Source organism: Variovorax palleresanus (genome assembly GCF_051144945.1).
Lineage (GTDB): Bacteria > Pseudomonadota > Gammaproteobacteria > Burkholderiales > Burkholderiaceae_C > Variovorax > Variovorax paradoxus_S.
On record NZ_JBJNVP010000002.1, the window covers coordinates 4,048,529 to 4,064,674 of the forward strand.

Genomic DNA, 16,146 nt, shown 5'->3' on the forward strand with positions numbered 1-16,146 from the left:
AGACGGGAAAAAGCCGCTCAGCGCAGCTCGGCGAGCAATTGCTTCGCCTGCGACTTGAGGTCGCCAGCGCTTTCAGCCTCGACTTCTTCCACCAGCGAGCGGGCGCCTTCGACGTCGCCGATGGCTTGCAGTTCGCGCGCCAGCGACAACTTGACCGCATGGGGGCTGTCGTCGCCATCGTCGTCCTCGGGCATGGTGGCCGCGGGCCTCGTCGCTTCGGCGGTGCCGGCCACCGGACGGGCGGGAAGGCCAGCCAGTGCGCTCATGTCGAACTCGATAAAGCCCGAATCCGCGGGAAGGCCGCCGCGCAGCGCTGCCGGACGGGTGTTGTCATCGGCTTCGTCGAGTCCCGCGGGGCGCGAGACCGGTGCCAGGGCGCCGGGCGCCGTGTCGAAATCGTTCTCGAGATCGACCGATGCGGCGGGCGCGTGCGCATGGCCGTTGGAGAAGGGGGTTGCTGCTGCGGGTGCTGCATACGCTGCCTTCGGCAGGCTGGCGCTCACCGGGGCCGGGCTGGGCGCAGGCGGCTGGCTCAGGTCCAGGTCGAAATCCAGCGGTGCGACCGAGGGCACGAAAGCCGGAGCGGGCGCCACTGCGACGGGAGGAGCGACAGGTGCGGGGGCGGGCGGAACCGCGGCAGCGGGTCTGGCTGCCGAGGCAAGAGCGCCTGCAAAGGCGGCGCTTTCGGCCTGGCTCACGCCGCGGGGCGAGCCCGATTCGTACAACGGGTTGCCCGGATCGAGGTCCTTGCCCATTTCGGCGACGCGGTTCCAGTCGGAGCCGGTGCCGTTGGTCAGCTTGTGCACCTCGGTTGCCAGGCCCTCGAAGGCCCGCACGTCGCGGCGCTTGGCATGGATCTCGAGCAGCTTGAGGTGGATGGCCGTGCGGTCGGGGCTCACGCGCAGGGCTTCGCGAAGGATCTCCTCGGCCTGCAGGTCGCGGCCATAGGCCAGGTACACGTCCGCTTCGGCCACGGGGTCGACATCGCCCGCGTCGAGCTGGCTCGGCGAGTACGACAGCGACGAGACGCTGGAGTCGCCGCGGTGCTTGGTGTCGACCGATTCGCCGCCGCTGGCACCGAAGAAAGAATCCTTCGGGATGCGGCTTTCGAGGAACACGCTTTCGCTCATTTCCTCGCGCCGGCGGCCCAGCACGCGGTACAGCAGGAAGCCGACCAGCAATGCGATCAGCGCCGCGCCGGCAAGCATCAGCGGGTTGTCGAGCAAATCTTCGAAGAAGCCGCGTTCCACCGGAGGCGGCGGCGGTGCCGCCTTGACCACCGGCTTGGGTGCCGGTGCGGGGGCTGCTGCTGCGGCGCTTGCTGCTGCAGCGGGAGCGGCCGGTGCGGCTTCGGAAGGTGCGGCAGCGGCGTCGGGCGCTGGGTTGGCGGGAGCAGCGGCTGCTGCTGGTGCCGCTGCCACGGCCGTTGCGGCCGGTGCTGCGGGAGTCGACGTGGCGGCCGGTGTCGCGGCGGGCACGACAGGCGCGGCTGGTGCCACGGTCGCGGCAGGCGCGGGCGCTACCGGTGCGGGCGCCGTCGCCGGCGGCGACGTGGTGGCAGCCACGCCCGGATTGGGTACCGAAATGCCCGGCGCTGCAGGCGCCGGTGCCGAACCCGCTGCCGGTGCCGCTGTGCCAGTGGCCGCCTTGAGCTTGGCGAGTTCGTTGATGTTCTTGGAAAGCTCCGCCACGCGGTTGCTGCTGTCCTGGGCCTGGCGGGTCTGCGCAACCTTTTCCTCGGCGGCGCGGGCCGTCGCGCCGCCTTGCGAGATCGTCAGCTTGTCGGGCGCGCTTGCCGCCGCATTGCGGTCTTCCACGTTGGCTTGCAGCTTGCCCGTGGCCTTGCGGCTGGCGGCGGCCACGTTCGAGGTGGGCGCGTTCTCGGCCAGGCGCTGGCGGTAGGCGCCGAAATCGCGGCTTTGCGCGGTGATGGTGCGTCGCGCTTCCGACGGCAGGATGGCGCCGGCTTCAGCGGCGCTCGGCAGGTCGAGCACGGCGCCCGCCTTCATCCGATTGATGTTGCCGCCAACGAAGGCATCGGGATTGGAGAGCAACAGCGCCACCAGCATCTGGTCGAGCGAGATGTCGGCGGGCTTGTAGGCACCGGCGATCTTGCTGGCGGTATCGCCGCGCTGCACCGTGACCTGCTCGCCGCTGCTCGCGGGACGAGCCGTTGCCGCGGCACCGGGAGCTTGCGGTGCGGCCGACGCGGGCGCCGGGGCTGCCGCGGGAGCGGTGACCGGTGCTGCCGGTGCAACGGCCGCACGCTCGCGGCGTGCACGGGCTGCTGCGGCGGCGGGACGTTCCACCGGGGTGCTGACCTGGGGCGTGGCGGGCGCGATCGGTGCGGCCGGCGCAGCCTGGCGGGTCGCGGGCGGATCGAGCAGCACGGTGTAGTCGCGCACCATGCGGCCGGTCGAACCATTGGCTTCGACCAGCAAATCGATGAAGGGGTCGTTGAGCGGACGGGTGCCGGTCAATCGGACGACGTACTGGCCGCCGGCGCGGCGTTGCAGCGTTGCCTTGACGTCGCTCAAGGCGGCGTTGTACGGAACGCCTGCTTTCTTGAAGGCGTCCGCGTTGGCGACGTTGATCTTCAGGCTGTCCGCGTCGGCGGCAGCCATCTCGGTCACGTCGATCTCGGCGCGAAGCGGTTCGCCCAGCGCCGATTGCACCTTCAACTGCCCCAGCGCAAAAGCGCTGGCGTCGGTGCTTGCAATGCCCAGAACCACCGCAACGGCTGCTCCCAGAACGGAAAGGCGAAGACCGTTCAAGGGTAGGGAAGGGCGAGCGGCCGATGGGCGGGCCGCGGGCAACAGATGTCTTGTCATGCTGATAGGGGCGGCTCAGGCCCAGAAATTGTAAGAGGACGTTAGCATCATCACCGGGTGCTGACAAGGCGGTGCGCCCGTTCTACCCAGTGCGCGCATACTTACGCACACATTTAATGTTGCCATAAGGCAACACTTTCCGGCTGGGAAGAGCCTTGGCGCCCCATCAGGCCTCAAGCAGGATGCGCAGCATGCGGCGCAGCGGTTCCGCCGCGCCCCACAGCAACTGGTCGCCGATGGTGAATGCACCGACGTATTCAGGGCCCATTGCCAGCTTGCGAATGCGGCCCACGGGAATGTCCATGGTACCCGTCACGGCCACTGGCGTCAGGTCCTTGAGGGTGGCTTCGCGGGTGTTCGGCACCACCTTCGCCCATGGGTTGTCGGCCGCGATCATGGCTTCGATGTCGGCCAGCGGCACGTCCTTCTTGAGCTTGAAGGTCAGCGCCTGGCTGTGGCAGCGCATGGCGCCAACGCGCACGCAGAAGCCGTCGACCGGCACCGCGGCGCCGCCGAAGCCCGCGCCCTGGCCCAGAATCTTGTTGGTCTCGGCGCCGGCCTTCCATTCTTCCTTGGACATGCCGTCGCCCAGATCCTTGTCGATCCAGGGGATCAGCGAGCCGCCGAGCGGGGCGCCGAAGTTGGCTGTTTCAGCGGCACTCAGGTTTTGCTGCTTGTGCAGCACCTTGCGATCGATTTCGAGAATGGCCGACTTCGGGTCGTCCAGCAGGGCGCGCACTTCGGCGTTGAGCGTGCCGAACTGCGTCAGCAGTTCGCGCATGTGCTGCGCACCGCCGCCCGAAGCCGCCTGGTAGGTCATGCTGGTCATCCACTCGACCAGGCCGGCCTTGTAGAGGGCGCCCACGCCCATGAGCATGCAGCTCACGGTGCAGTTGCCGCCGATCCAGTTCTTGCCGCCATTGGCAAGCGCGTTCTGGATCACCGGCAGGTTGACGGGGTCGAGCACGATGATGGCGTCGTCCTGCATGCGCAGGGTGGAGGCGGCATCGATCCAGTGGCCGGTCCAGCCCGCGGCGCGCAGCTTGGGGAACACCTCGCTGGTGTAGTCGCCGCCCTGGCAGGTGATGACGATGTCGCACTTCTTCAGCGCTTCGATGTCGTTCGCATCCCTGAGCGCGGTCTCGTTCTTCGCCATGGCCGGGGCCTTGCCGCCGGCGTTGGAGGTCGAGAAGAACAGCGGCTCGATGAGACCGAAGTCGCCTTCGGCCTGCATGCGGTCCATCAGGACCGAGCCGACCATGCCGCGCCAGCCCACGAGGCCGACCAGAGGTTGAGATGCGTTCGCCATTTCAGTTTGCCCTATTAAAAGAAAGAAAAAAGTTGTCTTTTCTTGCCCCCGACTCGTCGAGCCGGGGAGGGGCGTGACGAAGCGGGCTGCGGTTAGCCGGTAATCGTCTTTTTGGTGATTGCTGCAACGACCGCGTCGCCCATCTCACGGGTGCCGACGCGCTTCGTACCTTCTGACCAGATGTCACCCGTGCGCAGCCCGGAGGCGAGCACGTGCTTGACCGCCGACTCGATACGGTCGGCAGCTTCGGCTTGGTTGAGTGAAAAGCGGAGCATCATGGCAGCGGACAGTATTGTAGCCAAAGGATTGGCAACCCCTTTTCCGGCAATGTCGGGCGCGCTGCCGTGGCTGGGCTCGTACAGGCCCTGGTTGCTCGAATTGAGCGACGCCGAGGGCAGCATGCCGATGGAGCCGGTGAGCATGGCGGCCTCGTCCGAAAGAATGTCGCCGAACATGTTGCCGGTGACGATCACGTCGAACTTCTTGGGTGCCTTCACGAGCTGCATGGCCGCGTTGTCGACGTACATGTGGTCGAGCTCGATGTCCGGATAGTCCTTGTGCACCTCGGTGACCACGTCCTTCCAGAACTGGAAGGTCTCGAGCACGTTGGCCTTGTCGACGCTGGTCACGCGCTTGTTGCGCTTGCGGGCCGCCTCGAAGGCCACGCGGGCGATGCGCTCGACCTCGGGGCGCGAATAGCGCATGGTGTCGAAAGCCTCTTCGGCTCCCGGAAAGTGGCCGTCCACCGCCGTGCGGCGGCCGCGCGGCTGGCCGAAGTAGATGTCGCCGGTCAGCTCGCGGATGATGAGGATGTCCAGGCCCGAAATCAGCTCGGGCTTGAGGCTCGATGCGCCTACCAGCTGCTCGTAGCAGATGGCGGGACGGAAGTTCGCGAACAGGCCGAGGTTCTTGCGCAGCCCCAGGATCGCCTGCTCCGGGCGCCGCGGGCGGTCGAGCTTGTCGTATTTCCAGTCGCCGACGGCACCGAACAGCACCGCGTCGGCTTCCTTCGCGAGCTTGAGCGTCGCTTCGGGCAGCGGATGGCCGTGCGCCTCGTAGGCTGCGCCGCCGACCAGCGCGGATTCCATTTCGAAAGAGAGGTCGAGCACGTCGAGCACCCTGATGGCCTCGGCCACGATTTCAGTGCCGATGCCGTCACCCGGGAGAACTGCGATTTTCATGATTTGGTCTGAAGTTTGAAAACGGAAATGCGAAGGGCGATCAGGCGATCATCGTGTGCGCGAGCCAGGGCTTCTGTGCCAGGCGCTCGGCTTCGAAAGCCTTGATCTTGTCCTGGTGGCGCAGCGTCAGGCCGATGTCGTCCAGCCCGTTGATGAGGCAATACTTGCGGAAGGCCTGCACGTCGAACGCGAACTCGCCGCCGTCGGGCTTCACCACCACCTGGCGTTCCAGGTCGATGGTCAGCGTGTAGCCGGGGAAGGCAAGGGTCTCGTCGAACAGCTGCGCCACTTGCGCCTCGGGCAGCACGATGGGCAAGAGGCCGTTCTTGAAGCTGTTGTTGAAGAAGATGTCGGCATAGCTCGGCGCAATGATCGCGCGAAAGCCGTACTGGTCGAGCGCCCACGGCGCATGTTCGCGCGACGAACCGCAGCCGAAGTTCTTGCGCGCCAGGAGGATCGACGCGCCCGCGTAGCGCGGCTGGTTCAGCACGAAGTCGGGGTTCGGCTTGCGGCTGGCCGGGTCCTGGCCCGGAAAGCCGGCGTCCAGGTAGCGCCATTCGTCGAACAGGTTCTGGCCGAAGCCCGTCTTGCGGATCGACTTCAGGAACTGCTTCGGAATGATCGCGTCGGTGTCGACGTTCTCGCGGTCCATCGGGGCCACGAGGCCCTTGTGCACGGTGAATTTCTGCATGTGTGTCTCCAGATCAGGCGAAGGTGCGCACGTCGACGAAGTGGCCGTGTACGGCTGCGGCCGCGGCCATGGCCGGGCTCACGAGATGGGTGCGGCCACCGGCGCCCTGGCGGCCTTCGAAGTTGCGGTTGCTGGTCGATGCGCAGCGCTCGCCGGGCTCCAGGCGGTCGGCGTTCATTGCGAGGCACATCGAGCAGCCGGGCTCGCGCCATTCGAAGCCCGCGGCCTTGAAGATCACGTCGAGGCCTTCGCGCTCGGCCTGTTCCTTCACCACGCCCGAACCCGGCACCACCAGTGCGAGCTTCACGTTCTTCGCGACCTTCTGGCCGAGCTTCTTCACCACGGCGGCGGCTTCGCGCATGTCTTCGATGCGGCTGTTGGTGCACGAGCCGATGAACACCTTGTCGATGAAGATGTCGTTCATCGCCTTGTTGGGCTCCAGGCCCATGTAGACCAGTGCGCGCTCGATGGCGCCGCGCTTGCTGGCGTCTTTTTCCTTCTCGGGATCGGGCACGCGGCCGTTGATGTCCACCACCATCTCGGGCGAGGTGCCCCAGGTCACCTGCGGCTGGATCTGGGTTGCGTCGAGTTCGACCACGGCGTCGAACTTCGCTCCGGGGTCCGACTGCAGCGTGCGCCAGTAGCTCACGGCCTGGTCCCACTCCACGCCCGTGGGTGCGAGCGGGCGACCCTTGACGTAGCTGATGGTTTTTTCGTCCACCGCCACGAGGCCAGCGCGTGCGCCGGCCTCGATGGCCATGTTGCAGACCGTCATGCGGCCTTCCATGCTCAGGTCGCGAATGGCCGAGCCCGCGAATTCGATGGTGTAGCCCGTGCCGCCGGCGGTGCCGATCTTGCCGATGATCGCCAGCACGATGTCCTTGGCCGTGCAGCCGAGCGGCAGCTTGCCCTCGACCTTCACCAGCATGTTCTTCGCCTTCTTGCCGAGCAGCGTCTGCGTGGCCATCACGTGCTCGACCTCGCTGGTGCCGATGCCGTGCGCCAGCGCGCCGAAGGCGCCGTGCGTGGAGGTGTGCGAGTCGCCGCAGACCACGGTCATGCCGGGCAGCGTGGCGCCCGATTCGGGCCCGATCACGTGCACGATGCCCTGGCGCTTGCTCAGGAACGGAAAGAACGCGGCGGCGCCGAATTCCGCGATGTTCTTGTCCAGCGTGGTGACCTGCTCCTTGCTGGTCGGGTCGGCAATGCCTTCATAGCCGCGCTCCCAGCCGGTGGTGGGCGTGTTGTGGTCGGCCGTGGCCACCACCGAGCTGATGCGCCACAGCTTGCGGCCGGCCACGCGCAGGCCCTCGAAGGCCTGCGGGCTGGTGACTTCGTGCACCAGGTGGCGGTCGATGTAGAGGATCGCGGTGCCGTCTTCCTCGGTGTGGACGACGTGTTCGTCCCAGATCTTGTCGTAGAGCGTGCGTGCCATGTCGGTCTCTTGCTTTCGTGGGGAGGTGAATTGTCTTGTTTTCCAGCCGCTATGCGGCGAGCGGCTCGGCGGCATCGCGAGCGGCCGCCGCAGTCGTGTGCAAATGGTTGACCAGCGTGCGCGCGGCCACCGGCAGGGTCGAAAAGTCGCGCGCCACCAGGCGGATCTCGCGTGCGGCCCAGGCGTCGTTCAGCGCCACGCTGCGAAGGCGGCTGCCGATGCCCGCCTGCAGCAGCTCGAAGGCGCGCTGCGGCATCACGCCGATGCCCAGCCCGTTGTCGATCATGCGGCACATGGCGTCGAGCCCGGTCACGTGGATGCGCAGCTTGACGCTGCGGCCCGCTTCCAGGGCGGCCTGGTGCATGGCCACGTAGATCGAGCTGTTGGTGTGCAGCCCGACATGGTCGAAATCCAGCGAGGCGACGAAATCGAGCGGCCCCTGCGCGGCCAGAGGGTGCCCGGCGGGCACGATCAGCGCCAGCCGGTCGTGGCGGTAGGGCAGCGTCTGCAGCTCGTGGGTGCCGCCCGGAACGTGGCAGATGCCGAGGTCGGCGGCGCCTTCCTGCACCGCGCGCACCACCTCGTTGCTGAGGTGCTCTTCCAGGTCGATCTTGATCGCGTCGTGCTCGCGCGTGAAGGCGCCCAGATCCTCGGGGAGAAACTGCACGATGGCCGAGATGTTGGCGTGCACCCGCACGTGGCCGCGCACGCCCTCGGCGTATTCGCTGAGTTCGCCCTGCATCTTCTCGAGGCTGTAGAGCACCGAGCGCGCATGGTGCAGCAGGCTTTCGCCCGCGGGCGACAGATCGACCCCGCGCGCATGTCGGTAGAGGAGGGTGGTGCCCAGGGTCGCTTCCAGGTCCGACAGCCGCTTGCTGACGGCCGAGGCGGCGATGAATTCGCGTTCCGCCGCCCGCCCGATACTGCCGAGTTCGCAAACGGCCACGAACAGCTGCAGCGACGTGAGGTCGATGCGCCGGGCGAAATTGCGTTCGGAAGTGCTCATGGGGCTTTGGACATCGCGTCTGGCGATGAGTTTTCCCATTTTCCCAGGGTTTTGGCGAGGCTGCCATCGTCATGTGCGATGGGTTGGTTGCCCTGGGGCGACGAGTCCCGGCCGCCCTGCACGACAAAACGCCCCGCGCCTCGCTTTGCAGCGAGGGGCGGGGCGTGCGTGGGTTTGCGCCGGAAGGCCCGGTGCCTACTGGCGCTTCTTGGCGGCGTCTTCGACCTTTTCGCCACCCTTCTGGATGTCTTGGCCGGCACCCCTGAAGGTGTTGCAGCCACCCAGCGGGACGGCGAGTGCGAAAGCGACGGCGATCAGCGCGACAATTTGCTTCATGACGGGTCTCCTGAAGGCGTTGAAAAAGGCGACCCGAAGCCGGGCCTCCGATGCACAACGTACCGACACCGCGCCGCGGGCCCTGTCAGCCAAGACGCAAAAAAGCTGCCCGAGGGCAGCTTTCCAGGTTGAGCGGCAGGGCGCCTTCAGCGTTGGCCGATGGGCTTCACGTCGCGCTTGGGCGAGCCTTCGAACAGCTGGCGCGGGCGGCCGATCTTGTACTCGGGGTCGCCGATCATCTCGTTCAGCTGGGCGATCCAGCCGACCGTGCGGGCCAGCGCGAAGATCGCGGTGAACAGCGGCACCGGGATGCCGATGGCGCGCTGCACGATGCCCGAATAGAAGTCGACGTTCGGGTAGAGCTTGCGCGATACGAAGTACTCGTCTTCCAGGGCGATCTTTTCCAGTTCCTTGGCCAGCTTGAAGAGCGGATCCTGTTCCAGGCCCAGTTCGGTCAGCACTTCGTTGCAGGTTTCCTGCATCAGCTTGGCGCGCGGGTCGTAGTTCTTGTACACGCGGTGGCCAAAGCCCATGAGCTTGACGTTCGAGTTCTTGTCCTTGACCTTCTTGATGAACTCGCCGATCTTCTCCACGCCGCCTTCCTTCTGGATGTCGTAGAGCATGTTGAGCGCCGCTTCGTTGGCGCCGCCGTGGGCCGGGCCCCAGAGGCAGGCCACGCCGGCCGCAATGGCCGCGAAGGGGTTGGTGCCCGACGAGCCGCACAGGCGCACGGTCGAGGTGGAGGCGTTCTGCTCGTGGTCGGCGTGCAGGATGAAGATGCGGTCGAGCGCGCGCTCGAGCACCGGGTTCACCTTGTACTCCTCGCACGGCGTCGCGAACATCATGTGCAGGAAGTTGCCTGCGTAGCTGAGTTCGTTCTTCGGGTACATGTAGGGCTGGCCCACGGTGTACTTGTAGGCCATGGCCACGAGCGTGGGCATCTTCGCGATCAGGCGGATCGCGGCGATCTCGCGGTGTTCGGGATTGTTGATGTCCGTGCTGTCGTGATAGAAGGCCGACAGCGCGCCCACCAGGCCGGTCATGATGGCCATCGGGTGCGCGTCGCGGCGGAAGCCGCGCAGGAAGAACTGCATCTGCTCGTTGACCATCGTGTGGTTGGTCACGAGCTTGGTGAAGTTGGTCTTCTTGGCCTGGTCCGGCAGCTCGCCGTAGAGCAGCAGGTGGCAGGTTTCGAGGAAGTCGCAGTTGGTTGCGAGCTGCTCGATGGGGTAGCCGCGGTACAGCAGTTCGCCCTTGTCCCCGTCGATGTACGTGATGGCCGACTGGCACGCGGCCGTCGACATGAAACCCGGGTCGTAGGTGAACATGCCGGTCTGCGCATACAGCTTGCGGATGTCGATCACGTCGGGGCCGACGGTGCCCTTGTAGATCGGCAGTTCGACGCTGTCACCACCGTTGCTGAACGACAGCGTGGCCTTGATATCGGAAGCTTTCATTTCGGGTTTCTTTCAGAGGAGTATTCAGGAGGGCGAAGAGGAAACGGAGGTTGCGGGACGCTGCGCGCCGTCGGTGCGCATCAGCTGCAGCAGTTCGACCACCTCGGCCCCGGCCCATGCGGGCTCGGGCTCCTTTCTTCGCAGCAGAAGATCGAGGAGGTCGTTGTCCGACAGGTCCATCAATGTCTCCATCGCTCCCGCCTGACCGTTGGTCATGTGGGATTCGTGCCGCTCGAAGAAGCGGGCGATGAACAGGTCGTTCTCTAGCAAGCCGCGCCGGCAGCGCCATTTCAGCTTGCTCAGCGCTCGTTCGCTGATCGGCTGTGCGAGTTCGGCGGCGGTTTGCATGGTTTCTCTGGCAAAAGTTCAGATGGCGCGGCGCACCATCAATTCCTTGATCTTGCCGATCGCCTTGGTCGGATTCAGGTTCTTGGGGCACACGTCGACGCAGTTCATGATCGTGTGGCAGCGGAACAGGCGGTACGGGTCTTCGAGGTTGTCCAGGCGCTCGGCGGTGGCTTCGTCGCGGCTGTCGGCGATGAAGCGGTAGGCCTGCAGCAGGCCGGCCGGGCCCACGAACTTGTCGGGGTTCCACCAGAAGCTCGGGCAGCTGGTGGAGCAGCTCGCGCACAGGATGCACTCGTACAGGCCGTTGAGCTCGTCGCGCTCCTCGGGCGACTGCAGGCGCTCCTTCTCGGGCGGCACGTTGTCGTTCTGCAGGTACGGCTTGATCGAGTTGTACTGCTTGAAGAACTGCGTCATGTCCACGATCAGGTCGCGGATCACCGGCAGGCCCGGCAGCGGCTTCAACACGATCGTGCCCTTGAGCGTGAGCATGTTGGTCAGGCAGGCGAGGCCGTTCTTGCCGTTGATGTTCATCGCGTCGGAACCGCAGACGCCTTCGCGGCACGAGCGGCGGAACGACAGCGTGGGATCTTGCGCCTTGAGCTTCATCAGGGCGTCGAGCAGCATGCGCTCATGGCCGTCGAGTTCGATCTCGATCGTCTGCATGTAGGGCTTGGCGTCCTTGTCCGGGTCGTAGCGGTAGATCTGGAATGTGCGCTTCATCGTGAAACCTTGTGATGTTGTTCTTGTTTAGAACGTACGGACCTTGGGAGGAACGGAGTCCACCGTCAGCGGCTTGAGGTTGACGGGCTTGTAGGAGAGGCGGTTGTCCTGGCTGTACCAGAGCGTGTGCTTCATCCAGTTGGCGTCGTCGCGGCCGAGCGGTGCGACCGGGTCGTCGGCCGGGCGCTCGTAGTCTTCGACCGTGTGCGCGCCGCGGCATTCCTTGCGGGCGGCTGCCGAAACCATCGTGGCCTGCGCCACTTCGATCAGGTTGTCGACTTCGAGCGCTTCGATGCGCGCGGTGTTGAACACCTTGGACTTGTCCTGGAGGCCGATGGCGTTGACGCGCTCGCGCACGGCGGCGATCTTGACCACGCCTTCATCCATGGAGGCTTGCTTGCGGAACACGGCAGCGTGCTGCTGCATGACGGCGCGGATCTCGCCCGCCACGTCTTGCGCGTACTCGCCGCCGGTGGCTGCCTCGAGCCGGTTCAGGCGCTCCAGCGTGCGGTCGGCTGCATCGGCCGGCAGCGGCTTGTGTTCTTTCAGCTTGTCGTTGAATTCGACGATGTGGTTGCCGGCCGCGCGGCCGAACACCAGCAGGTCGAGCAGCGAGTTGGTGCCCAGGCGGTTGGCGCCATGCACGCTCACGCAGGAGCATTCGCCCACGGCATAGAGGCCGTTCACCACGGCGCTGTTCTGTTCGCCCTGCTGGATCACGACCTGGCCGTTGATGTTGGTCGGGATGCCGCCCATCTGGTAGTGGATGGTCGGCACGACCGGAATCGGCTCCTTGGTGATGTCGACGTTGGCGAAGTTCACGCCGATTTCGTACACCGAGGGCAGGCGCTTGTGGATGGTCTCGGCACCGAGGTGGTCGAGCTTCAGCAGCACGTAGTCCTTGTTGGGACCGCAGCCGCGGCCTTCCTTGATTTCCTGGTCCATCGAGCGCGACACGAAGTCGCGCGGTGCCAGGTCTTTCAGCGTGGGCGCATAGCGCTCCATGAAGCGTTCGCCGTTGCTGTTGAGCAAGATGGCGCCCTCGCCGCGGCAGCCTTCGGTCAGCAGCACGCCCGCGCCGGCCACGCCGGTCGGGTGGAACTGCCAGAACTCCATGTCCTGCAGCGGAATGCCCGAGCGCGCGGCCATGCCCAGGCCGTCGCCGGTGTTGATGAAGGCATTGGTCGAGGCCTGGAAGATGCGGCCTGCGCCGCCGGTGGCCAGCAGCACGGTCTTGGCCTGCAGGATGTGCAGGTCGCCGGTTTCCATTTCGAGCGCCGTGACGCCGACCACGTCGCCTTCGGCGTCGCGAATCAGGTCGAGGGCCATCCACTCGACGAAGAACTGGGTGCGGGCTTCCACGTTCTTCTGGTAGAGCGTGTGCAGCATCGCGTGGCCGGTGCGGTCGGCCGCGGCGCAGGCACGCTGCACGGGCTTCTCGCCGTAGTTGGCCGTGTGGCCGCCGAACGGACGCTGGTAGATCGTGCCGTCCGGGTTGCGGTCGAAGGGCATGCCGAAGTGCTCGAGCTCGTACACGACCTTGGGGGCTTCGCGGCACATGAACTCGATCGCGTCCTGGTCGCCGAGCCAGTCGGAACCCTTGATCGTGTCGTAGAAGTGGTAGTGCCAGTTGTCCTCGCTCATGTTGCCGAGCGATGCGCCCACGCCGCCTTGGGCAGCCACGGTGTGCGAACGCGTCGGGAACACCTTGGAGAGCACCGCCACGTTCAGGCCCGCGCGGGCCAGTTGCAGCGAGGCGCGCATGCCGGAGCCGCCGGCGCCGACGATGACGACGTCGAACTTGCGCTTGGTGATTTGTTCTTTTGTGTAGGTCATGGTGGGGTCAGATCTTCCAAAGCACTTGAATGGCCCAACCCGCACAACCGACAAGCCAGACGATGGTGAAAATTTGCAGGGCGAGGCGAATGCCGACGGGCTGGACGTAGTCCATCCACACGTCGCGCATGCCAACCCACACGTGATAGAGCAGGGAAACGATCACGGAGAAGGTCAGCACCTTCATCCACTGCGCGGCGAAGATGCCGGCCCAGAGGTCGTAGCCGATGGGGCCACGCGTGAAGATCAGCTGTGCGAGCAGGATGATCGTGAAGAGCGCCATCAGGCCGCCCGTGATGCGCTGGCTGAGCCAGTCGCGCAAACCGTAATGTGCGCCGACGACGATGCGCTTGGAGCCGTAATTCACAGACATGGTTGGCTCCTTCTCAGTACAGGCCGAACAGCTTGGCGCCCAGCACCACGGTGAGCAAAACGCTCAGGACCAGCGTGACCAGGGCGGAGCTGTGTCCGAACTCCTTGGTGACGGCGGCGTGGCTCACGTCCATCCAGAGGTGGCGCAGGCCGGCGATGAAGTGGTGCAGGTAGGCCCAGATCAGCGCGAGAACCACCAGCTTCAAGAACCAGCCCGGAGCGAAACCAAGGCCGCTGTTGAATGCGGCCTTGAACCTGGCGAACGAATAGTCGGACGAAAGCGAGGTGTCGAACATCCAGATGACGAACGGCAGCAGCAGGAACATGATCACACCGCTCACGCGGTGCAGGATCGACACGATGCCGGCCGGCGGCAACCGGTAGGTCGTGAGATCGGTGAAGGCGTTGATGTTTCGGAATTCGCGGCGCGGTGGCCGGGGAGGGGTTGCAAGCTCTGACATTGGGGGAAGGCTTTCGTGGCTTGGTGGCTTGTTCTGATGTTCTGAGAGCGAACGCTTTTGTTTCTTCTGCGGAATGCAAACAACGCAAAATTCTATTGCAATGCACCATTGTCCGGCGGAGGTGCCCGTGTCGGGGCAGCGCTGCAGTCGGATGCTATGGAGTTCGTAGCGTGCTGCGCACGGGTCGCGGGCGCTTCGATGCGGGTCGGTCGTGAGGCCATCTGGATGCGATCTCAGCCGAGCTGGTTGCGGTAGTGGTGCGTGTCGGTGCGATAGAGGCCGCGGCGCAATTCCATCGGCATGTCGTGATACGTATGCGCCAGGCGCTCCACGCTGAGCAAGGGCATCTGCAACGACACGTCGAGCAGCGCCGCCTGCTCGGCATCGGGCAGCACGGCGCGGATTTTTTCTTCGGCGCGCACCATGCGCACGCCGAATTCGGTTTCGAACATCGCGTACATCGGGCCCGGCCAGGCCCGCAGCCGCTCGGCGGTCAGGCCCTTGAAGGGCGCGCCGGGCAGCCAGAGATCCTCGAGGATGGTGGGCACGCCCCCATAGGCGAGCACGCGCCGCACCTGCAGCACCGCGTCGCCCGTGCGCAGGCCCAGTGCACGCGCCACGTCGGCCGAGGCGCGCTGGCGGCGGCAATCGACGATGGTGCGCTCGGCAGGGCCTTCGGTGCTCGGGGTGCCGACATCGGGCACGAGCTTGAGAAAGCGGTACTGCACATGCTGCTCGGCATGCGTGGCGACGAAGGTGCCCTTGCCCTGGCGCCGCACCACGAGGTTTTCGGCCGCGAGCTCGTCGATGGCCTTGCGCACCGTGCCCTGGCTCACGCGATAGCGCACTGCCAGGTCCATCTCGCTCGGAATGGGCTCGCCCGGCTTCCACTCGCCGGCCTGCAGGCTCTGCAGGATCAGTGTCTTGATCTGCTGGTAGAGCGGACTGAAGGAGGGCGTCGCAGATTCTTCGAGGACGGAGGGGGCATTCATGGCAGCGGTGGGTGCGCCGTGGCGGAACCTCCGAGCATATCTTATATAAGACATAAGACGACGCTCATCGAATCGGCTTAAAATGCGGGCCGGCCTGCGCCGCGGGAAGGATTCCCGCCCTGCAGGACCATCGGCGCTCCGCGCGCCCGCCGATACCGTTTCACTACCTTCTGGAGTCTTCCCATGAGCAAAAAGCCCGTCCGCGTTGCCGTCACCGGTGCCGCCGGTCAAATCGGTTACGCCCTGTTGTTCCGTATTGCGTCCGGCGAAATGCTCGGCAAAGACCAGCCGGTCATCCTTCAGCTGCTCGAAATCCCCGACGAGAAGGCCCAGAAGGCCCTCAAGGGCGTGATGATGGAGCTCGACGATTGCGCCTTCCCGCTGCTGGCCGGCATGGAAGCCCACGGCGACCCGATGACCGCCTTCAAGGATGCCGACTACGCCCTCTTGGTCGGTTCGCGTCCGCGCGGCCCGGGCATGGAGCGTGCCGAGCTGCTGGCCGTCAACGGCGCCATCTTCACGGCCCAGGGCAAGGCGCTGAATGCCGTCGCCAGCCGCAACGTCAAGGTGCTGGTGGTCGGCAACCCGGCCAACACCAATGCCTACATCGCGATGAAGAGCGCCCCCGACCTGCCGCGCAAGAACTTCACCGCCATGCTGCGCCTGGACCACAACCGCGCCGCGAGCCAGATCGCCGCCAAGACCGGCAAGCCGGTGGCCGACATCGAAAAGCTCGTCGTGTGGGGCAACCACTCGCCCACGATGTACGCCGACTACCGCTTTGCCACCATCAACGGCGACAGCGTTGCCAAGATGATCAACGACCAGGAATGGAACGCCAACACCTTCCTGCCGACCGTCGGCAAGCGCGGCGCGGCCATCATCGAAGCGCGTGGCCTATCTTCGGCTGCCTCGGCCGCCAACGCGGCCATCGACCACATGCGTGACTGGGCCCTGGGCACCAACGGCAAGTGGGTCACCATGGGCATTCCGTCGGACGGCCAGTACGGCATTCCGAAGGACACGATGTTCGGCTTCCCGGTCACCTGCGAGAACGGCGAGTACAAGCTCGTCGAAGGCCTCGAGATCGACGCCTTCAGCCAGGAACGCATCAACAAGACCCTGGAAGAGCTGCAAGGCGAACAAGCCGGCGTTGCGCACCTGATCTAAG

The 16,146-nt window shown here is 65.6% G+C and carries 15 protein-coding genes; 1 reads left to right on the forward strand and 14 read right to left on the reverse strand.

Annotated elements, in window-relative coordinates:
• Positions 1-17: 17 nt before the first annotated feature.
• The 14 genes from ACJ7Z0_RS22810 to ACJ7Z0_RS22875 all read right to left on the reverse strand — a co-directional run bounded on the left by ACJ7Z0_RS22810 (position 18) and on the right by ACJ7Z0_RS22875 (position 14,975).
• The gene (locus ACJ7Z0_RS22810; RefSeq protein ID WP_434791645.1) at positions 18-2,774 is read right to left on the reverse strand and encodes a FimV/HubP family polar landmark protein; all 2,757 of its coding nucleotides are present in this window, start codon (positions 2,772-2,774) and stop codon (positions 18-20) included.
• 223 nt (positions 2,775-2,997) lie between these two features.
• Positions 2,998-4,140 carry an aspartate-semialdehyde dehydrogenase gene (gene asd, locus ACJ7Z0_RS22815; protein ID WP_434791646.1) on the reverse strand — a complete coding sequence of 381 codons (1,143 nt, stop codon included), beginning with the start codon at positions 4,138-4,140 and terminating at the stop codon, positions 2,998-3,000.
• A gap of 92 nt (positions 4,141-4,232) precedes the next feature.
• Entirely contained in the window at positions 4,233-5,321 is a 1,089-nt protein-coding gene (gene leuB / locus ACJ7Z0_RS22820) for a 3-isopropylmalate dehydrogenase (protein WP_434791647.1), read from the reverse strand.
• Positions 5,322-5,361: 40 nt separating this feature from the next.
• Complete coding sequence (gene leuD / locus ACJ7Z0_RS22825) at positions 5,362-6,012, reverse strand: 3-isopropylmalate dehydratase small subunit (RefSeq protein ID WP_055804265.1); 651 nt, start codon at positions 6,010-6,012, stop codon at positions 5,362-5,364.
• A 13-nt stretch (positions 6,013-6,025) separates the two neighbouring features.
• Positions 6,026-7,447, reverse strand: a complete 1,422-nt coding sequence (gene leuC / locus ACJ7Z0_RS22830) for a 3-isopropylmalate dehydratase large subunit (RefSeq protein ID WP_434791648.1) — start codon at positions 7,445-7,447, stop codon at positions 6,026-6,028.
• A 49-nt stretch (positions 7,448-7,496) separates the two neighbouring features.
• The gene (locus ACJ7Z0_RS22835) at positions 7,497-8,453 is read right to left on the reverse strand and encodes a LysR family transcriptional regulator (RefSeq protein ID WP_434791649.1); all 957 of its coding nucleotides are present in this window, start codon (positions 8,451-8,453) and stop codon (positions 7,497-7,499) included.
• Positions 8,454-8,648: 195 nt separating this feature from the next.
• On the reverse strand, positions 8,649-8,789 hold the full coding sequence (locus ACJ7Z0_RS22840) for an entericidin A/B family lipoprotein (protein WP_434791650.1): 141 nt from the start codon (positions 8,787-8,789) through the stop codon (positions 8,649-8,651).
• A gap of 146 nt (positions 8,790-8,935) precedes the next feature.
• Complete coding sequence (gltA, locus tag ACJ7Z0_RS22845; RefSeq protein ID WP_055804278.1) at positions 8,936-10,246, reverse strand: citrate synthase; 1,311 nt, start codon at positions 10,244-10,246, stop codon at positions 8,936-8,938.
• A gap of 24 nt (positions 10,247-10,270) precedes the next feature.
• Positions 10,271-10,594, reverse strand: coding sequence for an FAD assembly factor SdhE (locus ACJ7Z0_RS22850; RefSeq protein ID WP_055804281.1), 324 nt, complete (start codon positions 10,592-10,594; stop codon positions 10,271-10,273).
• An 18-nt stretch (positions 10,595-10,612) separates the two neighbouring features.
• A complete protein-coding gene (locus ACJ7Z0_RS22855; protein WP_055804283.1) occupies positions 10,613-11,314 on the reverse strand; it encodes a succinate dehydrogenase iron-sulfur subunit in 702 nt (233 codons plus the stop codon).
• 27 nt (positions 11,315-11,341) lie between these two features.
• Positions 11,342-13,150: a succinate dehydrogenase flavoprotein subunit gene (gene sdhA, locus ACJ7Z0_RS22860; RefSeq protein ID WP_319441246.1), complete on the reverse strand. Its 1,809-nt coding sequence runs from the start codon at positions 13,148-13,150 to the stop codon at positions 11,342-11,344.
• A 7-nt stretch (positions 13,151-13,157) separates the two neighbouring features.
• Positions 13,158-13,523, reverse strand: coding sequence for a succinate dehydrogenase, hydrophobic membrane anchor protein (sdhD, locus tag ACJ7Z0_RS22865; RefSeq protein WP_028259020.1), 366 nt, complete (start codon positions 13,521-13,523; stop codon positions 13,158-13,160).
• A gap of 13 nt (positions 13,524-13,536) precedes the next feature.
• Positions 13,537-13,983, reverse strand: a complete 447-nt coding sequence (gene sdhC, locus ACJ7Z0_RS22870; protein WP_434791651.1) for a succinate dehydrogenase, cytochrome b556 subunit — start codon at positions 13,981-13,983, stop codon at positions 13,537-13,539.
• A 233-nt stretch (positions 13,984-14,216) separates the two neighbouring features.
• Positions 14,217-14,975, reverse strand: a complete 759-nt coding sequence (locus ACJ7Z0_RS22875; RefSeq protein WP_369652819.1) for a GntR family transcriptional regulator — start codon at positions 14,973-14,975, stop codon at positions 14,217-14,219.
• 183 nt (positions 14,976-15,158) lie between these two features.
• On the opposite strand from ACJ7Z0_RS22875, the gene ACJ7Z0_RS22880 reads away from it, so the two are divergent.
• The gene (locus ACJ7Z0_RS22880) at positions 15,159-16,145 is read left to right on the forward strand and encodes a malate dehydrogenase (RefSeq protein WP_369652818.1); all 987 of its coding nucleotides are present in this window, start codon (positions 15,159-15,161) and stop codon (positions 16,143-16,145) included.
• The last annotated feature ends 1 nt before the right edge of the window (position 16,146 follow it).